Raw genomic sequence first — 18,662 nt, forward strand, 5'->3', positions numbered from 1 at the left:
GGTTTCTCCTAAAGACTGACGGAAAGATCGACGAGCCAGGTCGGCAGGGCGCCAAGGGCCCAGGCTTCAAGCTGGCGATCGATGCGGAAGACAATGGCGATCCCCACCGCAACAAGGCCAAGGCCCAGTACAGTCTTGGCATGCGGCGCGAGTCTCATCAGCAAGGCCCTGCGCCCCGAGAGCGCTGCACGCGTGCCATAGGCCAGCCCCAGCACGACGCTCGCCGCGCCCAGCGCGAAAAAGCTCATGACCAGCCCGGCGTAAAACAGGTCCTCGCCCTGCGCGGCCAGCCCGATGGCGCCACCCAGGGTTGGCCCGATGCAGGGCGACCAGGCCAGGCCCAGGAGCGCCCCGGCTGCCGCCTCGCCCCACAGCCCCCGGCCCTCGACCTGTCCCAGCAGTCGCGTGCTGCCGCTGGCCGTTGCCCCGGCCAGCCGCGAGAACCGCGCCTGTAGCGGTGGGGTCAGCATAATAAGGCCAAAGCCCAACATCGCCCATCCGGCGCCCAGCGTAATGGCGTCCTGCGGCAATCCCAGTGCCCGGGTCAGCGCAAAGGCCCCGAGCCCCGCCAGCGTAAAGCTGATCGCCATCCCCCCGGCCATGGCCAGCGGCGCCAAACGGTGTCGCGCCAGCGCACTGGCGCCGATCAGCGGCAAAAGCGGCAACACGCAGGGATTGATCAGCGTCAACAGACCGGCAGCAAAGGCCAGCGCCAGATCAAGCAAATCCGCCTCCCGAAAATATGCGTTCCATTGCCATACGGCAAAACGCGCTCTTCGGTTACAGCGCGGGGTTCAATTGGGTGTGAATTCAGCCGGCCAGCACGGCGTCAACTTCGGCGCGGCTGGGAGGCTGGCAACCCTTCCGGCCGCAATTGATGCCCGCAACGACGGCTCCAAAGGCCAGCATGTCCTTGAGCTGGCTTTCGTCCAATCCAGCAAGCCCACCAACCTTGAGTGCGCCGGCCTCGCCCAGCCAGGTGAGAATGCCGGCCATCAGGCTGTCGCCTGCACCCACCGTGTCACCAAATACCGGCGGCGAAAAAATCGGCGCCTGCGCAGTGGCGCTGCGCGAAAACGCCCGGCTGCCCTCTTCGCCCAGTGTCACCACAACCAGTTCGCAATTGGGCCGCGCCAGCAGTTCTGCGGCATGGTCTTGGATGCTCATCCCCGGCCGCAGCCATTCGTGGTCCTCTTCGGAAAGCTTGACCAGATGCGCCAGATCGAGAAAGCCCGACAGCCGCGCGCGATAGCCGGCCTCGTCGTCCACCAGCTTGTCGCGGACATTGATGTCGAACGATAGCGTCGCGCCGCGCTGGGCTGCCGCCTTGACCACGTCGGTCCAGATCGCTGCATCCTCGGCCAGGATCGGGCAAAAGCCGCCAATCTGATAGAGCTCGACCGTCTCGGGCAATGCCGCCATCAGGCTCTCTCGGGTAAAGGCCCGGTCGGCGCCCCGCTCGAATATATAGCTCGCCTGCATCTTGGCGTTGAAGCTGACGATGGCCTTGGTGGTGGGCGCAGCGACACGCTCGTCGAGCAATACGGCGACCCCGGCGTCGGCCAGGGGCCTGAGCAGCAGGTCGCCATATTCATCCTGGCTGATTGGACACAAGAATCCGGTGGGGTTTCCAAGCCGTGACAGGGCAATGGCACAATTGAACGGCGAGCCACCCGCATGGGCCACGCGCTCCGCTCCCGGCGCTGCCGAGACCGGCACCAGATCAATAAGGCTCTCCCCCCCGACAACAAACATGCCCAACTCCCTTTGCCTCATGTTTGCCGGTGCATACCACTTTGGTATCAGAAGTCACCACTTTGGTGCGGCAAAGGCCCGCTTTTCCGCCGTATCAAGTTGACCCACCGAACGGATAATGCTCAATCGGTTCATCGAAAAGGCGCGTCAAAGCGCCGACGATGGAGCACTTCGGGAAAACGGTTGCTGGTTTGGTCGTCAGACCTGACCGGGGATCGGAAGCGCAACAACGGGAAAGAGTCTGGAAACGGGGGAGGCGCAGATGCAGGCGCTCGCTGTGCTGGTCCGGTTGATCAGCGCTATCAACTGGCTGGTCGGTCAGGTTCTCAGCTGGCTGGCACTGGCCTGTGTGCTGGTCTGCTTCACCGTGGTGGTGCAGCGCTATGCGTTCAGCACCTCGACCCTGTGGATGCAGGATCTTTATGTGTGGCTGGGCGGCGCCATGTTCACCGGCGTTGCCGGCTTTGCCCTGATGCGCAACGACCATGTGCGCGTCGATGTGTTCTACCGTCCCGCCAGCGTACGCCGCAAAGCCATCTCCGACCTGATCGGCGTTTTCCTCTTCCTGCTGCCCTTCGTCTATGTGGTCTGGACCTATGCCTTTACGGCGGTAGCCCGCTCTTGGGGCTATCACGAGGGCTCGGCCAATATCGGCGGCATGCCGGGCCTGTTCATCCTCAAGAGCTTCATTCTGCTGTTCGCAGTGCTCGTCGGCCTGCAGGGTCTTGCCATGGCGGCTCGTTCCATTCTGGTGCTGGCCGGCAAGGAAGATCTCCTGCCCGCGCACCTGCGCTATGAAAACCCCGACGACAACGATCATCCTGCCGGAGAGATTGCCTGATGGATCCCGTACTTCTTGGCGAGATCCTCTCCGCCGTCATGTTCTTTGGCGTCATCGGCGTGCTCATGCTGGGCTTTCCGGTGGCCTTTTCGCTTGCCGGCACGGCGTTGATCTTCGGTCTCATCGGCTGGTGGCTGGGCGTCTATGATCCCTCCAACTACGGCTCGCTCGCCGGGCGCTATATTGGCCTGATGACCAATGAAGTGCTGGTCGCCGTACCGCTTTTCATCTTCATGGGCGTCATTCTTGAGCGCAGCGGCATTGCCGAGCAATTGCTGCTCACCATGGGCAAGCTCTTCGGCAATCTGCGCGGAGGCCTGGCGCTGTCGGTGATCGTGGTGGGAGCGCTCCTTGCGGCCTCCACCGGCGTCGTCGGCGCCACCGTGGTCACCATGGGCCTGATTTCTTTGCCCGCCATGCTGCGCGCCGGCTACGATCCCAAGCTCGCCACCGGCGTCATCGCGGCCTCCGGCACCCTGGGCCAGATCATTCCACCCTCGACCGTCCTCATTTTCATGGGCGACATGCTGGCCGGCATCAATGCCCAGGTACAGATGGAGAAGGGCAATTTCGCGCCCGAGCCTGTCTCGGTCGGCGCGCTCTTTGCCGGCGCCATTCTGCCCGGGCTGCTGCTGGTCGCCCTCTACGCCATCTTCATCATTTTCAAAGCGATCACCGACCCTGAATCGGCCCCCGCCACGCCGGTACCGGAGGCCGAGAAGGCCGGTCTGCTGCGCGAGGTTTTTGTCGCTCTGGTACCGCCGCTCTTGCTGATCATGGCCGTGCTCGGCTCGATCCTGGGCGGCGTCGCCACGCCCACCGAGGCCGCCTCGGTCGGGTCGGTCGGCGCCATGCTGCTGGCCGTGCTGCGCCGCCGCATCAACTTCTCGATCCTGCGTCAGGCCGTCATTTCCACCGCCACCATCACCTCGATGGTCTTCATCATCCTTTTTGGCGCGGCGGTGTTTTCCATCGTCTTCCGCATGATGGGCGGCGACAATCTGGTGCATGAATTCCTCTCCGCCATGCCGGGCGGCGCCATGGGGGCCATGGTCATCGTCATGCTGATCATGTTCCTCCTCGGCTTCATCCTCGACACCTTTGAGATCATCTTCATCGTCATCCCGATCACCGCCCCGGTGCTCCTGGCGCTCAATGTCGATCCGATCTGGCTCGGTGTCATGGTGGGCGTGAACCTGCAAACCAGCTTCCTCACCCCGCCCTTCGGCTTCGCCCTCTTCTACCTGCGCGGCGTGGCACCCAATTCGGTCTCCACGGGCTCGATCTACCGCGGCGCCGTCCCCTTCGTGATCCTGCAGCTGATTGGCATCGGCATTCTCTTTGTCTTCCCGCAGCTGATCACCTGGCTGCCTGACTTGCTGTACTAGGAACCGCGCGCAAGGCTGCGCTCAGGGGAGCGCGCAGCGCTGAAATGAACGAGGGCCGGATGGAAAACCGTCCGGCCCTCGGCCTTTGAAATAGGCGCAATTGCCGTAAAACTGCGCGGGGACCATTAACCAGGCTCACAGAGCACTTCTTAAGTTCCGCTCGGGCACAATAGGCCAAAGACAGTATTGGCTGGTTGCCCCGTGTTTCAGAAATCGTTCTCACGCCGCCTCAGATCGCTCATCCTGCTGACGACAGTCGTGTTCGTTGCGCTGGTTTTTGCGGTCAGTTTCTGGGCTGCAGGTCGAATTGACGAGAATGCACTGCAACGCCAGGCCCATTTGCTCGCGGCCGGGCTGGAGGAAATCGAAGAACGCATTCCCATTGAACAGGATTCGTCCGCCATCTGGGACGACGCAGTCCTCAACCTGCGCGAAAACAACGATGCCTGGCTTGCCGAGAACCTTGCCGAATGGGTGAGTGAGTACTTTGCCCACGACCGGGTCTATATCCTGGGGCCGAACGATGAACCGATGCGGGCCGTGCGCTATGGGACAAAACAGCCCTTGTCCGCCTTCGAGTTTGACCGCGCTGCCGTTGCCCCGCTGGTCGAAGAACTGCGTGCCGAAATGCAGGCGGCCTCTATCGGCCTAACCGAGTCAACGCCGGCCATCACCGGTCTGGGAATCCTGGACCGCGTGCCGCTTTCCGATGGCTCGGTTGCCATCGTCAGCATCCGCCCCGTGGTTCCCGGCGACGCCACGGCGGTGCCGCAGGCTCCGGGCACCGAATTCCTGCATGTTTCCATCAAGCAGATCGATCAGAGCGTAACCGACGCAATCGCGGAGCATTTCGGCATCGACAATGTTTATTTCGAGACCGCGCCGATCCTGGGCCCCGACCAGGCCAGCATCCCGGTTTTGAACTCTGCGGGCAGCAAGGTCGGCGAATTGGTTTGGACCCCCTTCCGGCCTGCCTTGCAGATGCTGGTTGAAACGCTGCCGGTCATGGTCCTGACCGCCGTATTTATCGTGATTGCATTGACCCTGCTGCTGTTCCGCCTGCAGCGGACCGCGGCACGACTGGAATTGAGCGAAGCCGAGGCCCTCTACCTCGCCTACCATGACCCGCTCTCGCGCATTCCCAATCGCGCCTTGTTCGAGGACCGGCTCGAACGCGCCATCGCCGAACATCGCAAGTCCGGTATCAAACTGGCCTTGCACATGATCGATCTTGATCGTTTCAAGACCATCAACGACACGCTCGGCCACCCCTCGGGCGACGAACTCATCCGAACAGTCGCCATGCGCCTGTCCAGCCTGATTTCGGAAGCCGACACCGTGGCCCGGCTGGGTGGCGACGAGTTTGCCATCATCCAGGTCAATGTGACCCGCATCGAGGATTCGTTGCATCTTGGCGATCTGATTCTGGAAGAACTGAGCCGCCCCTTTGACCTTCATGGGCATGAAGTCTCCATCAGTGCCAGCGTAGGCATTGTTTGCTGCGGCGAGCTCAAGGACGACGCAGCCGACCTGGTGCGCAAGGCCGACATCGCGCTCTACGAGGCCAAGGCCAGCGGCCGCAACCGGGTCGAAGTCTTTGCCGGAGAGCTCGATCAGATCGTGCGGGAACGGCGGAGCATCGAGATTGATCTGCGGACCGCGCTGCACGATGGCACCGGCCTGAACCTGGTCTACCAGCCGATCTTTTCCAGCCAATCGGCACGGATCCTGGGCGCCGAGGCACTGGTGCGTTGGGATCATCCCACCAAGGGCAGATTGTCGCCCGACGTCTTCATCAACATCGCCGAGGAGCGCGGCCTGATCGACAATCTGGGACTTTGGGTGCTGCGCGAGGCCATCGGCTTTGTTAAGCACTCCACCCTGCCCTGGGTCGCGGTCAATGTCTCGCCCGTGCAGTTCCGCGATCCGCGCTTTGCCGATGAAGTGTTCGCCCTGCTCAAGGACCTGGCCGTCACCCCTGAGCGTCTTGAACTCGAAATTACCGAGGGACTGCTGCTGCAGAACTCGCAAAGCGTGCAACACACGCTCCGGCGGCTGCGTCAGCATGGCATCCGCGTCGCCCTGGATGACTTTGGGACCGGCTATTCCTCGATCAGCTATTTGCGCACCTACGGCGTGGACAAGCTCAAGATCGATCAATCCTTCGTGGCGCAGATGGGCATCGATATGGAAGTCGACAGCATAGTGCGCTCGATCATCGATCTGGCCCGGGCGATGCGCATGAAGGTGACCGCCGAGGGCGTCGAAACCGAGCAGCAGCGAACGGCACTGACGGACCTCGCCTGCGATCAGCTCCAGGGCTATCTTCTGTCCCGCCCTGTCACCGCCGACAGGCTTGAGGAATTGATCGAGGAAGCGGACTGGGCCAAGGCGGGCTGATCGGCCCGCTGCCTATCCCCGCAGCCCCGGCGCTTCCTGCCCGGTGGCCTGTACATATTCGGTGTAGCCACCACCATAGGCATGCGGCCCTTCTGGCGTCAGCTCCAGCACGCGATTGGAAAGCGCCGCCAGGAAGTGCCGGTCGTGGCTGACGAACAGCATGGTGCCCTCGAAATTGGAGAGCGCCTCGATCAGCATCTGCTTGGTCTGGATGTCGAGATGGTTGGTCGGCTCGTCCAGCACCAGGAAATTGGGCGGATCGAACAGGATCAGCGCCATGGCCAGTCGCGCCTTTTCGCCCCCCGACAGCACCCGGCACTTCTTTTCGATATCGTCGCCCGAAAAACCGAAGCACCCCGCTAATGCGCGCAGCGGCGCCTGCCCTGCCTGCGGGAAGTGTGTCTCCAGCGTATGGAAAATCGTCTGATCGCCGTCGATGACATCCATGGCATGCTGGGCGAAATAGCCCAGCTTGACGCTTGGCCCGCGTGAAATGCTCCCCGCGTCCGGCTGCGCCGCCCCGGTCACGAGCTTGAGCAGGGTCGATTTTCCGGCGCCATTGACGCCCAGAATGCACCAGCGCTCGCGCCGCCGCACATGGAAGTCGAGCCCGTCATAGATCGAACGGCTGCCATAGGCCTTCTTGACCCCCTCGACCCGCACGATGTCCTCGCCCGAACGCGGCGCCGGGCGGAATTCGAACGCCACGACCTGGCGGCGCTTCGGCGGTTCCACCCGGTCGATCTTGTCGAGCTTCTTCACCCGGCTCTGCACCTGGGCGGCATGGCTGGCGCGCGCCTTGAAGCGCTCGATAAAGGCGATTTCCTTGGCCAGCATCGCCTGCTGCCGCTCGAACTGGGCCTGCTGGTTGCGGTCCGCAATCTCGCGCTGGCCCTGATAGAATTCATAGTCGCCGGTATAGCTGGTGAGCGTGCCGGCATCGATCTCGATGATCTTGTTGACGATGCGGTTCATGAAGGCGCGGTCATGCGACGTCATCAACAATGCGCCCGTATAGGCGCCGAGGAAATTTTCCAGCCAGATCAGGCTTTCAAGGTCCAGATGGTTGCTCGGTTCGTCGAGCAGCAGCACATCGGGCTTCATCAGCAGGATCCGCGCCAGCGCCACCCGCATTTTCCAGCCGCCCGAGAGCGCGCCCACGTCGCCATCCATCATCTCGGCTGAAAAGCCGAGACCCGCCAGCACTTCGCGCGCCCGCCCATCCAGCGAATAGCCGTCCAGCTCCTGGAAACGCCCCTGCACCTCGCCATAGCGCTCGATGATGGCGTCCATCTCGTCGGCCTTGTCCGGGTCGGCCATGGCCGCTTCCAGTTCGGCCATTTCAGCCATCATCTCGCTGACCGGGCCGGCCCCGTTCATCACCTCATTGACCACCGGGCGCCCGTGCATATCGCCGACGTCCTGGCTGAAATAGCCAATGGAAACGCCGCGATCGACCGAAACCTGGCCCTCATCGGGGGCTTCCTCGCCCGTCATCATCCGAAAAAGCGTCGTCTTGCCGGCCCCGTTCGGGCCTACCAGACCAATCTTTTCGCCCTTTTGCAGCGACGCAGACGCTTCAATAAAGACAATCTGCTTGCCGTTCTGCTTGGAGATATTGTCGAGCTTGATCATGGGGGAGGACGTCTCTCAGTCACATCATGGCACCGCACGTTGGGCACCTGCGTCTTCCTCCCCTTGCAGGGAGGGATTGAGGATGGGGGATGCCGATCACGATGATGCGATGGATCGACAGGATGCGCTCCTAAAGCATTCCCAGCCGCGCGCGGCAAGCCGCCTCACCGCCAGGCAGCCATGCCTCAAGCAAAAAGCCCCACCGCCGAAGCGATGGGGCCCTGAGAGCGTAGATCAAAGGGCGGTAATCTGCCCGGCGCGATTATTCGTACTTGATGTACTTTTCGCGAGCCACCAGGAACGGCATGTCCGTGCCCTCGGTGCGGGTGCGCAGCAGGTTGAGCGCGGAAATGAAGCTCTCGGCGGTTTCCTTGGTGAGAGCGTCGCCGCCTTCACGGATTTCCGAAATCAGCTCCATCGACGCCTTGGCGCCGGCTTCGATGATTTCCTCCGGGAACTGGCGCACATTGACGCCGTGCTCGGAAACAAGGGCCTGCAGCGCGCGCGGGTCGTTGGCATACATGTCCGAGGACACGTCGTCATACGAGGCCTGGGCGGCGATACGGACGATTTCCTGCAGATCTTCGGGCAGCTCGGCCAGCTTGGCCTTGTCGACCACCACTTCGGTGGCCAGACCCGGCTCGACGAAGCTTGGGAAGTAGTAGTTCTTGGCAACCTGGTGGAAGCCCAGGGCCAGATCGTTATAGGGGCCAACGAATTCGGCAGCGTCGAGCGTACCCGACTGCAGCGCCGCAAAGATTTCGCCCGCGGCAAGATTGGTCACCGAAGCGCCCAGCTTTGCCCACACCTGGCCACCAAGGCCGGGGGTGCGGAAGCGCAGGCCCTGCACATCGGCCACGCCGGTCAGCTCGTTCTTGAACCAGCCGCCGGCCTGAGTGCCGGTATCACCCGAGAGGAAACCCTGCAGGCCGAACTGGTCATAAATCTTGTCCCAGATTTCCTGGCCGCCGAGATAGCGCACCCAGGCGCCCAGCTCACGGTTGGTCATGCCGAAGGGCACGCCGGTAAAGAACGAGAGCGCCTGGCTCTTGTTCTGCCAGTAATAGGCGGCGCCATGGCTCATTTCGGCCGAACCGTCGATGACGGCGTCGAGGGCCTGCAGGCCCGGCACCATTTCGCCAGCGGCAAACACCTGCACGGTCAGACGACCGCCCGAAGCCTTGGTGATGCGATCAGCCAACTTCTGGGCGCCAACGCCCAGGCCCGGAAAGTTCTTGGGCCAGGTGGTGACCATGCGCCAGGTGATATTGCCCTGGGCAATCGCAGGCGTGGCCAGCGTTGCCGCAGCGGCGGCGCCGATGGTAGCAACCGATGCCTGCTTGAAGAACTCGCGTCTTTTCATTGGGTATCCTCCCGATAGACTGACAAAATATTGTTTCACCAGGGGCTCTGGCACGAGCTCAAGGCGCTTGGGCGCTAACAAATCAATCCGCGTCCCATCTGTCCAGCATGTTGTTGCGCGCCATAGCAATTTCCCGAACATCACGCTGACAGGAAAATATTCGCCGCCCTCGGGATTAATCGCCGCCCGGCGGTGTTTGTCCTTCCGAGGCCGCAATCGTGGCCCGCAACAGGAGGGACTACCCCATGCATTTCCGTTCGCTTCTCGCTGGCGCCGCTGCGCTCGCTTTGCTCGCCACCCCGGCCCTGTCCGCCGAATATCTGGGCGGCGATGTCGTGTCGACCGACATCGGTGGTCAGATGGTGCTCACCGATTTCAACGGCATGACGCTCTACATCTTCGACAAGGACACCGCCGGCGTCTCCAATTGCTATGACGCCTGCGCCGAAAAATGGCCGCCGCTGTTTGCCGATGCCGATGCCGTGGCCGAGGGTGACTTCTCCGTGGTCGAGCGCACCGATGGCACCAAGATGTGGGCCTATAAGTCCATGCCGCTCTACTACTGGGTCGAGGATGCAGCCCCCGGCGACATCAAGGGTGACGGCGTCGGCGGTGTCTGGCATCTTGCCATTGAATAGTGAGACGCGTCTCGCAGTGAGAAACGGTCCGCTGGACCGTTTCTAGCGCCGAACGCCCGCAGAGCTACGCTCGAAGGGCCAATGCCGAGTGATCTCGTGGCCGATTTTCTGGATGAGCTCGAAACCTGTGTACCGGCCCTGCGCCGCTACGCTCGCGCGCTCACCCGCAATATCGACCGCGCCGATGATCTGGTTCAGGATTGCCTGGAGCGCGCCATTTCGAGGCGGGGGCTGTTTCGCCCCACCGGCCCGATGCGCTCCTGGCTCTTCACCATCCTGACCAATCTGCACCGCAATGCGCGTCGCAGCGAGTACCGCCGCGGCGAGACCCTGGATCTTGATGCCCTGCCCGAGCTGGGTACGCCCGCACCGCAGCCGGGCTATGTTGCCCTGGCCGAGCTGTCGCGCGCCATCGACACCTTGCCGCTTGAACAGAAGGAAGTGCTCCTGCTGATCACTCTTGAAGGCCTCGCCTATGCCGAGGCTGCCACTATTCTCGATATTCCCCTCGGCACGCTGATGAGCCGGTTGGGGCGTGCTCGTGCCACCCTGCGGCAATTGACGGGCGCAGCCCAGGAACCGCATCTGAGGTCGGTCAAATGATGGAAATCACCCGCGACACATTGATGGCATTTGCCGATGGCCAACTCGATGCCGATGCCAGCGCCCGGGTAGAAGCCTATCTGGCCGCCAACCCGGAGGCGGCAGCCGAACTGGCCCAGTTGCAGCGCCAGAACAGTGCCATCCAGGCTCTGTTCGCACCAGCCGCTGCCGAGCCCGTCCCGTCCCGGCTCGATCCGCACCGCCTGGCGCTGGCGCAATCTCGCAACCGCTGGCAGACCGCCACGCGCGCCGCCATGATTGTGGGTGTGCTTGGCATCGGAATGGCCGCCGGCTGGCTGCTGCGCCCGGTAACCGACAATCCCGCACTCTACAATCGCCTCATCGCCGATGCGGTCAGCGCCCACACCGTTTTCGTGGCCGAAAACCGCCATGCCGTGGAAGTGAGCGGGGACGAGACCGAACATCTCTCGAGCTGGTTGTCCAATCGCCTCGGGACAGGCCTTGCCATGCCCGATCTGGCCACCGCCGGCTTCAGTTTCCTGGGTGGGCGGCTCTTGCCGGCGCCCGCCATTCCCGGCGGCCGCGCTGCGCAGCTCATGTATGAGGATGCTTCGGGTGAGCGGGTAACGCTCTACATCACGCCCGCCACCGGCGTCGATGGGCCGGCGCTGGAACTGGTGCGGCTGGGCGACGACAATGCGCTTTATTGGGCCAGCGCCATCATCACCTGCACCATTGTCGGCCCGCAGCCGGCCGAATCGCTCAAGGCCATGGCCAATGTGGTCTTCGCGCAGTTGACGCCCGCGTCCCCGGCGCCGGTCTATCGCGAGCTTTAGCCGCGCCTGGGTGCGTTCCGCGGCGGCAGGTCGTTGGAATAGATATTGTGCAGCCCGACATCGAGAATGTCGCGCTCGCCGCAGAGCGCCATGGTCGTATCGATCTCCTTGCGGATGATCTCGAGCACCCGGGTCACCCCCGCCTCGCCGCCAGCGCCCAGGCCATAAAGCATGGGCCGGCCGATAAAGGTCGATTTCGCCCCATAGGCCAGCGCCTTGATCACATCCTGGCCCATGCGAATGCCGCTATCGAGATAGACCTCGGTTTTATTGCCCACCCGGTCGACAATCTCTGGCAACACCCGAATGGTCGACGGCGCCCCGTCGAGCTGCCGCCCACCATGATTGGAAACCACGATAGCGTCGGCCCCATTGTCAACCGCTGCCTGCGCGTCATCGGCGTCGAGCACGCCCTTGACGATCACCGGGCCGCCAAAGCGCTCCTTGATCCATTTGACGTCGGCCCAGTTGAGCGTCGGATCGAACTGGCTGGCCGTCCAGGCCGAGAGCGAGGCGAGGTCGTGATCACCACTGACATGCCCAACGATATTGCGGAACGTGTGGCGCTTGGTGCCCAGCATGCGCATGCACCAGAGCGGATGCTGCATCATCTGCCAGACGGAATAGGGCGTGAACTTGGGCGGGGTGGAAAGCCCGTTCTTGATGTCCTTATGCCGCTGCCCGAGGATTTGCAGATCCATGGTCAGCACCAGCGCCGAACACTTTGCCGCCTTGGCCCGGTCGATCAGCCGGTTGATGAAGTCGCGGTCGCGCATCACGTAAAGCTGGAACCAGAACGGCGCGCTGGTGTTCTCGGCAATGTCTTCGATCGAGCAGACGCTCATGGTCGAAAGCGTAAACGGGATACCGAATTTCTCGGACGCTTTTGCCGCCTTGATCTCGCCATCGGCCGTCTGCATGCCGCCGGTCGCCGCCGGGGCAATGGCCACCGGCATGGCGATTTCCTGACCCAGCATCTTGACCTTGAGATTGCGGCCCTCAAGGTTCACCGCCACCTTCTGGTTGAGCTTGATCTTGGAAAAATCGCTCTCGTTCTCCCGATAGGTCCCCTCGGTGTAGGACCCGCTATCGGCATATTCGAAGAACATCTTGGGCACCCGCCGCCGAGCCAGGCGCATCATTTCCTCAACGGTGAGAACTTTGTCGATGGCAGTCATTGCGGGCGCTCCGGGGCTATCTGCGGACTGCTCTAGCAACTAACATGTTAGTGGTCAATGCGGCGATCTCGCCCGACCACGAGCGTCGCGAACACCACCACAAACCCCAGCAACACCATGCCACCGGCCAGCACATGGGCCTTGTCCCATTCAAGCCGCTCGACAAAGTCGTAGATGGCAATGGACAGCACCTTGGTCTGGCCAGGGATATTGCCCCCGATCATCAGCACCACGCCGAATTCGCCCATCGTATGCGCAAAACTCATGATTGCGCCGACCAGATAGCCGGGCCGCGCCAGCGGCAGGGCGATCCGCCAGAAGCGTTGCAGCCATGACGCCCCCAAGGTCGCTGCCCCCTCCAGCACCTCGGTCTCGATGGCCCCAAAAGCGTTGCGCAATGGCTGCACCATGAAGGGTAGCGAGGCAATCGCCCCGCCAATCACCAGCCCGGCAAAGGAAAACGCCAGCGTCCGCGCACCCGACAGCCCAGCCAGCCAGCCGCCCGGCCCGCTCGGCCCCAGCGCCAGAAGCAGGTAAAAACCCAGCACCGTCGGCGGCAACACCAGCGGCAGCGTCACCAAAGCGCCGATCACCTCCCGCCCCCTGCTGCGCCCCTGTGCCAGCCACCAGGCAATCGGCGTCGCCACGACCACAAGGATCACCGTGACACACAGTGCCATCGCCAAAGTCAGCAGGATTGGAGAGAGGAGCGGGCCGATATCCATCAGGGCACCCCATATCCCGCCGCCTCGATCACCGCCACCGCCGCGTCGCTGCGCAGGAACGCCAGAAACGCCAAAGCCGCTCGATTGCCCTCGCCTGCCTTGAGCAGCACCGCCCCCTGCGCGATGGGCGCATGCAACTCGCCTGGCACCAGCCATTGATCGGCCTTGCCCATCACCTGGCTTGCGGCCACCAGCCCCAGTTCGGCGTTGCCGCTGTCGACAAATTGCAGGGTCTGCGAAATGGTCTCGCCTCGTACCAGCCTGGGTTCTATGGCGTCATAAAGCCCCAGCGCCTTGAGCGTCTCCACCGCCGCCACGCCATAGGGCGCTGCCCCCGGATCGGCGATCGCGAGCTTGTCATAGTCGCCGCCCAGCGCCACCTTTCCGTCTCCCAGATCGCGCCCTGGCCCATAAAGCGCCAGCCGCCCCTGGGCATAGACGAAAAAGCTCCCCTCGACCGCCAACCCCTCGGCAATCGCCCTTTCGGGGCGCTCGGTGTCGGCCGCCAGAAACACCCCGAACGGCGCCGCCTGGCTGATCTGGGCATAGAGCTGACCGGTCGAACCGAAGCTCAAAACCACTTCATGCCCACTCGAGGCCGCGAACGTCTCGGCCAGTTGCTCCGACACGGCCGTGAAATTGGCGGCCACCGCGACATTGACCATCTCGGCCACGGCCGGCGCTGGCACCAGGGCCAGCAGCGCAACTAGCCGCAGCATGGGGATCACCCCCTGAGCGCACTCGCTTCCTTGGCCAGCGCTTCGATGCGCGCGAAATCGCCGCTCGCCAGCGAGTCCGCCGGCATGATCCACGATCCGCCCACGCAGATCACATTGGGCAGGCCGAGATAGACCTTGGCCTTTTCCGGGTCGATGCCGCCGGTCGGGCAGAAGGTGATGTCCGGCAGCGGCGAAGCAAAGGCTTTCAGCACCGGCGCGCCGCCCAGGGCCTCGGCCGGGAAGAATTTCAGGAACGAATAGCCCCGCTCGGCAGCGGCCATGGCCTCGGTCGGGGTGCCGATACCGGGAAGCAGCGGAATGGCCACGTCCTCAGCCGCATCGAGCAGGCGCGGCGAAGCACCGGGCGACACCATGAAGCGGCAGCCGGCATCCACCGAACTTTTCATATGCGCGCCATTGCGCACCGTGCCCGAGCCGACGATGGCGCCGCTCACCTTGGCCATTTCTTCCATCACCTTGAGCGCATTGGGCGTGCGCAAAGTCACTTCCAGCACGGGCAGGCCACCGGCCACCAGCGCTTCGGCCAGCGGCCGCGCCTGCGCTACATCGTCCAGGATGATGACCGGCACCACCGGAGCGAGCGAAAGAATGGAGCGGATGGCGTTGGCGTCCTGCGGCATGGCTTTGTCTCTTGGCTATGGCGAATTCGCTGAAGGGTTAGGCGTCCGACCAATTTCCTGCAAGCTCCTTCATTGAATTAGGGCGAGAAAATACCTAGGTTCCGCCCGCTGGAGCGTTGACCATCCACCGCTTCACGGAGCCAGCAGGTCGGATGGGGGGCAGAGGGATAGCCGATGGTACAGACGATCAACGCGGTGACCCCGCTTGCCGAGGCCCGCGCCATCCTGGCCGACAGTTTCGATCTCAAGTTTTCCAAGGCGGTGGAGCGTGCCACCGACAAGGTCTTTGATCGGGTCAAGGACAAGATTCCCCAGATCGAATGGCCCTTCTATGCGCCGCTGATTTTCCAGATCAACCGGCTCAAGGCGGAAAAGGACGCGGTCATCCTCGCCCACAATTATCAGACACCGCAGATTTATCACGGGGTCGCTGATGTGGTGGGCGACAGCCTGCAACTGGCCATTGAGGCCACGCGGGTCAAGCAATCGGTCATCGTCCAGTGTGGCGTCCATTTCATGGCCGAGACCTCAAAGCTGCTGAACCCCGACAAGACCGTCCTCATCCCCGACAGCCGCGCCGGCTGTTCGCTGTCCGAAAGCATCACCGCCGAGGATATCCTGGCCATGCGTGCCAAATATCCCGGCGTGCCGGTCGTCACCTATGTGAACACCTCGGCTGCGGTGAAGGCCGTCACCGACGTTTGCTGCACCTCGTCCAACGCGCTCGACATCGTCAATCGCGTCGAAGGCGACAGCGTCATCATGATCCCCGATCAATATCTGGCGCAGAACACCGCCAAGAAGACGCACAAGAAGGTCATCACCTGGGCCGGCGCCTGCGAGGTCCACGAAACCTTCACCGCCGAAGACATTTCCGAGCTGCGCCACGCCTATCCGACGGCCAAGATCATCGCCCATCCCGAATGCCCGCCCGAGGTCATCGACGCCGTCGATTTTGCCGGCTCCACCGCCGCCATGATCGACTGGGTCAAGACCAACAAGCCGCCGCGTGTGGTGATGGTCACCGAATGCTCGATGTCGGACAATGTCGCCTCCGAAACCACCGGCGTCGACTTCCTGCGCGGCTGCAACATCTGCCCGCACATGAAGCGCATCAATCTCGAAAACGTCCTCTGGTCGCTGCACACCATGACCGAGGAAGTCACCATCCCCGCCGATATCATTGCCCCCGCCCGCCTCGCGGTCGAACGCATGATCGAATTAAGCCGCAAGGGCGACTAGACCGTTTCACGTTTAGCTGAACGCGCTGCCCTTTTTCCTCCCTCCCCCTAGCGACGCTAGGCCGACAGGCCCAGGCAAAGCTGGGGTGGGGGTGACGCGACCTCCAAAGACACCGAGCCAGTGTACATGCCGACACCCCCACCCTCGGTCCTTCTCTCCTCAAACCTCTCCACCGGAGAGGTTTGCCCTTCGGGAAGGGTCGAAGCCCACAAGGGGGAGGGAGGCGATGGAACCGCGTCAGCCTGAGTGTGAAATGATCTAACCACTAGCAGGCACGATGCCCATCACGGCCGCTTCACCACCAGATCAATCTCCACCAGCGCCCCCACGGCCAGCGCCGTCACCCCCACAGTGGTGCGGGCAGGCAGCTTTCCAGCTTCAAAATAGGTCGGCCAGATAGCGTTGAACGCCGCATAGTCGCGCTCAAACTGAGTGAGATAGATCCGCGCCATGGCAACATGTTCGAGCCCCAGCCCGATTCCGTCCAGCACGATCTCAAGGTTTGCCATTACCCGCCGGGTCTGCGCTTCGATCCCTTCGGGCAGCGGCGCATCCGGCGCTTCGGGATCCGTCGGCATCTGCCCGGTGACGAACACAAAGCCATTGGTCTCCACCGCATGGCTGAAGGGCGCGACCGGACGGGGGCCGGATGAAATCATGTGATGGAGCAAGTCGCTCATGCCGGGATAGTCTCCAATAGAACCAGGCTCCAACCCACATGCCGCCGCGCGCCCTGTCAACCGCTCGTGAGCGGGCGCGAATGCGCTTGCCGGGCGCCCATTATCGGGTCAGACTTGCTTTCGAGATGCACAAATTGACTGCTCTGGTGATCGCTGCTCTGCTGCTGGCCGCTGTGCCCGCACCCATGGTTCTTGCACAGCCCTATACCCGCGGCGCGGCCCAGTCCGCCGAGCTCGACCGTCTCTTTGCCCAGCTGACGGCCGCCACCGATGAGCCTGCGGCCCGCGCCATTGCCGTCCAGATATGGACCATCTGGACCCAGCCCGACGATCCCGTTATCGCCGCCCGCGTCGCCCAGATCATGAGCGCTGGGGGATTGTCCGGCCCGGCCAGCCAATTGCCGCTGATCGACGCATTGATCGAGGATTTCCCCGACTATGCCGAAGGCTGGAACCTCCGGGCCACCGCACAGTTCCTCAATGGTGCCTATGAAGAGTCACTGGCCGACATCGAACAAACGCTCCTGCGCGAGCCACGCCATTTTGGCGCCATGGCCGGGCGGGCGCTGATCCTGCACACGCAAGGCAAACGGGAAGAGGCGCTCGAGGCGATGAAGGAGGCTCTCAAGATCCATCCATTCCTGCCCGAACGCGCCCTCTTCCCCGAGCTGGTGCCGCCACCAATCCGCAGTTGAACGCCTAAGGAAATGCATGACCATGGTCGAAGACGACTACAAGATCACCCGTGAGGAAGGTCCGACCCGTGGCCGCTATGTCATTCGCCTCGCCCCCGGCGCCGAGGCGGAAATGACCTATCGCAAGTCAGGCGACGGCCCCATGATCATCGACCACACCGGCGTGCCGCCGGCCTTTGAGGGCCGCGGCATTGCCCTGCAACTGGTCAAGGCCGCCATCGCCGACGCCCGCGCGCAAGGCTTCAAGATCACGCCGGTCTGCCCCTATGTCGTGGTGCAGTTCCGCCGCCACCCCGAGTGGAATGACCTGCTGGGCTAATAGCCGTAGCGATATTTGTCGGCTGTCTCGGCCAGGATTGGGGCCAGCGCCTCCCAGCTCACCCGGGCCGTCGGCGCGCCATAGGCATAGGCCGAAATCTCGTAGGGCTGGAACTGGATCAGCAGGCCATAGGCATCGGAAAGATCCCAGCGCTCGGGGTCCGTAACCACTTCCGTCAGGTCGCCCAGATCATCGGGCCAAAGCGCGTCGCCATGCTCGATCCTGGCCGCCTCCACCGCCAGCTCGAGCAGTTTCTTCTGCCAACCCTTTCCGGCAAAGATGTCCCGCGCCTCCAGCCAGCGGTCTTCCGCCTGCAGGTAATGCCGGAACGAGATGGAATAGTTTCCATGCGCCGCGCCGTGCCCATACCAATAGGTTTCAACCCGCAGGGTGGCGCGATTGCCCGACACGTCATCAAGGGTTATCGCGTAATTGGTGTCGCTGCTGTCGTCGCTCGACACCTCTTCGGATCCCTCCGCCGAAACGCCCGCCAGGTCATCCGCCTCGGCCCTCACGGCCGCATTGAATGCCGCGGCAAGGGCGTCATCGCCATCAATCTGCACAATGGACATTTCATGCTGGGCCACCGGCCAGTATGACTCTGGATTGTCCGCCTCATAGGGGTCAGGGCGGGCCGAATAGCGCCCGAGCGGATAGACCCTGATCCCGTTCAGCATCCGCGAGGTTTCCAGCGCCCGGCTCCGGCTGTTGAACAGGTCGACAAGGCACGATGTTCCGCGCGCATCATAGCGGCCACTGGACAGCGGCTCCGCCGTACGGGTGCAGGCGCGTCGCGCAAAGCCGAGCCAATCACGTTGGCTCGTCCGAATTGCGCCGAGTGCCTTTTCCGACAAGCCGCCAACGGCCGTCGCATAAGTCCGCGCCAACCGGTCATCGGCGGCCGACAGTTCTGGCGTGTCGCAGATCGCATGCTCGAACGGCGTGCCGGCCTTGGTGCAGTCAAAACTGGCGGCAAGGGCCGGCGAGCTGGCCGTCGCCATCCCACCCAGAAACAGCACCGCACCAAATATCAGTCGGATCAT

Annotated in this window: 19 protein-coding genes; 9 read left to right on the forward strand and 10 right to left on the reverse strand. The window is 63.0% G+C overall.

Annotated features, from left to right (window positions below; all coding sequences use genetic code 11):
* Nucleotides 1-8 precede the first annotated feature (8 nt).
* Both NIM87_RS14850 and NIM87_RS14855 read right to left on the reverse strand, forming a co-directional pair.
* Nucleotides 9-725: a cytochrome c biogenesis CcdA family protein gene (locus tag NIM87_RS14850; RefSeq protein WP_254675469.1), complete on the reverse strand. Its 717-nt coding sequence runs from the start codon at nt 723-725 to the stop codon at nt 9-11.
* Nucleotides 726-810: 85 nt separating this feature from the next.
* On the reverse strand, nt 811-1,755 hold the full coding sequence (locus NIM87_RS14855; RefSeq protein ID WP_254675470.1) for a carbohydrate kinase family protein: 945 nt from the start codon (nt 1,753-1,755) through the stop codon (nt 811-813).
* Nucleotides 1,756-2,017: 262 nt separating this feature from the next.
* Between NIM87_RS14855 and NIM87_RS14860 the strand changes: the two genes are divergently transcribed.
* From NIM87_RS14860 to NIM87_RS14870, 3 genes are all read left to right on the forward strand, one after another.
* Nucleotides 2,018-2,596 carry a TRAP transporter small permease subunit gene (locus NIM87_RS14860; protein WP_254675471.1) on the forward strand — a complete coding sequence of 193 codons (579 nt, stop codon included), beginning with the start codon at nt 2,018-2,020 and terminating at the stop codon, nt 2,594-2,596.
* Entirely contained in the window at nt 2,596-3,984 is a 1,389-nt protein-coding gene (locus tag NIM87_RS14865) for a TRAP transporter large permease (protein WP_254675472.1), read from the forward strand. Before NIM87_RS14860 ends, NIM87_RS14865 begins: the two co-directional genes overlap by 1 nt.
* A 201-nt stretch (nt 3,985-4,185) precedes the next feature.
* The gene (locus NIM87_RS14870) at nt 4,186-6,384 is read left to right on the forward strand and encodes a putative bifunctional diguanylate cyclase/phosphodiesterase (protein WP_254675473.1); all 2,199 of its coding nucleotides are present in this window, start codon (nt 4,186-4,188) and stop codon (nt 6,382-6,384) included.
* Nucleotides 6,385-6,396: 12 nt separating this feature from the next.
* Here the strand turns inward: NIM87_RS14870 and NIM87_RS14875 are convergent, their stop codons facing one another.
* Nucleotides 6,397-8,019: an ABC-F family ATP-binding cassette domain-containing protein gene (locus NIM87_RS14875; protein ID WP_254675474.1), complete on the reverse strand. Its 1,623-nt coding sequence runs from the start codon at nt 8,017-8,019 to the stop codon at nt 6,397-6,399.
* 262 nt (nt 8,020-8,281) lie between these two features.
* Nucleotides 8,282-9,382: a TRAP transporter substrate-binding protein gene (locus tag NIM87_RS14880; protein ID WP_254675475.1), complete on the reverse strand. Its 1,101-nt coding sequence runs from the start codon at nt 9,380-9,382 to the stop codon at nt 8,282-8,284.
* 245 nt (nt 9,383-9,627) lie between these two features.
* Here NIM87_RS14880 and NIM87_RS14885 point away from each other — a divergent pair, with 245 nt between their 5' ends.
* From NIM87_RS14885 to NIM87_RS14895, 3 genes are all read left to right on the forward strand, one after another.
* Nucleotides 9,628-10,020 (forward strand): COG4315 family predicted lipoprotein, encoded by a 393-nt coding sequence (locus NIM87_RS14885; protein WP_254675476.1) that lies wholly within the window; start codon nt 9,628-9,630, stop codon nt 10,018-10,020.
* A 96-nt stretch (nt 10,021-10,116) separates the two neighbouring features.
* On the forward strand, nt 10,117-10,623 hold the full coding sequence (locus NIM87_RS14890) for a sigma-70 family RNA polymerase sigma factor (protein ID WP_254675517.1): 507 nt from the start codon (nt 10,117-10,119) through the stop codon (nt 10,621-10,623).
* Nucleotides 10,620-11,420 carry an anti-sigma factor family protein gene (locus NIM87_RS14895; protein ID WP_254675477.1) on the forward strand — a complete coding sequence of 267 codons (801 nt, stop codon included), beginning with the start codon at nt 10,620-10,622 and terminating at the stop codon, nt 11,418-11,420. Before NIM87_RS14890 ends, NIM87_RS14895 begins: the two co-directional genes overlap by 4 nt.
* Here the strand turns inward: NIM87_RS14895 and NIM87_RS14900 are convergent.
* From NIM87_RS14900 to eda, 4 genes are read right to left on the reverse strand one after another with little or no spacing between them, the layout of a single operon-like run.
* On the reverse strand, nt 11,417-12,589 hold the full coding sequence (locus tag NIM87_RS14900; protein WP_332017529.1) for an alpha-hydroxy acid oxidase: 1,173 nt from the start codon (nt 12,587-12,589) through the stop codon (nt 11,417-11,419). The genes NIM87_RS14895 and NIM87_RS14900 overlap by 4 nt on opposite strands.
* A gap of 56 nt (nt 12,590-12,645) precedes the next feature.
* Nucleotides 12,646-13,323, reverse strand: a complete 678-nt coding sequence (gene modB / locus NIM87_RS14905) for a molybdate ABC transporter permease subunit (protein ID WP_254675479.1) — start codon at nt 13,321-13,323, stop codon at nt 12,646-12,648.
* Nucleotides 13,323-14,042, reverse strand: coding sequence for a molybdate ABC transporter substrate-binding protein (gene modA / locus NIM87_RS14910; RefSeq protein ID WP_254675480.1), 720 nt, complete (start codon nt 14,040-14,042; stop codon nt 13,323-13,325). Before modA ends, modB begins: the two co-directional genes overlap by 1 nt.
* A gap of 5 nt (nt 14,043-14,047) precedes the next feature.
* Nucleotides 14,048-14,683 carry a bifunctional 4-hydroxy-2-oxoglutarate aldolase/2-dehydro-3-deoxy-phosphogluconate aldolase gene (eda, locus tag NIM87_RS14915; protein WP_254675481.1) on the reverse strand — a complete coding sequence of 212 codons (636 nt, stop codon included), beginning with the start codon at nt 14,681-14,683 and terminating at the stop codon, nt 14,048-14,050.
* A gap of 174 nt (nt 14,684-14,857) precedes the next feature.
* On the opposite strand from eda, the gene nadA reads away from it, so the two are divergent.
* Nucleotides 14,858-15,925: a quinolinate synthase NadA gene (gene nadA / locus NIM87_RS14920; protein WP_254675482.1), complete on the forward strand. Its 1,068-nt coding sequence runs from the start codon at nt 14,858-14,860 to the stop codon at nt 15,923-15,925.
* A gap of 284 nt (nt 15,926-16,209) precedes the next feature.
* Here the strand turns inward: nadA and NIM87_RS14925 are convergent, their stop codons facing one another.
* On the reverse strand, nt 16,210-16,596 hold the full coding sequence (locus tag NIM87_RS14925) for a RidA family protein (RefSeq protein ID WP_254675518.1): 387 nt from the start codon (nt 16,594-16,596) through the stop codon (nt 16,210-16,212).
* A gap of 134 nt (nt 16,597-16,730) precedes the next feature.
* Between NIM87_RS14925 and NIM87_RS14930 the strand changes: the two genes are divergently transcribed.
* Both NIM87_RS14930 and NIM87_RS14935 read left to right on the forward strand, forming a co-directional pair.
* Nucleotides 16,731-17,300, forward strand: a complete 570-nt coding sequence (locus NIM87_RS14930; RefSeq protein ID WP_254675483.1) for a tetratricopeptide repeat protein — start codon at nt 16,731-16,733, stop codon at nt 17,298-17,300.
* A gap of 16 nt (nt 17,301-17,316) precedes the next feature.
* Nucleotides 17,317-17,619, forward strand: a complete 303-nt coding sequence (locus tag NIM87_RS14935; protein ID WP_408640083.1) for a GNAT family N-acetyltransferase — start codon at nt 17,317-17,319, stop codon at nt 17,617-17,619.
* On the opposite strand, the gene NIM87_RS14940 is transcribed toward NIM87_RS14935, so the two are convergent.
* Entirely contained in the window at nt 17,616-18,662 is a 1,047-nt protein-coding gene (locus NIM87_RS14940) for a DUF3298 domain-containing protein (protein ID WP_254675484.1), read from the reverse strand. The genes NIM87_RS14935 and NIM87_RS14940 overlap by 4 nt on opposite strands.

Origin of the sequence: Devosia ureilytica (assembly GCF_024273195.1) — a bacterium.
Taxonomy (GTDB): Bacteria; Pseudomonadota; Alphaproteobacteria; order Rhizobiales; family Devosiaceae; genus Devosia; species Devosia ureilytica.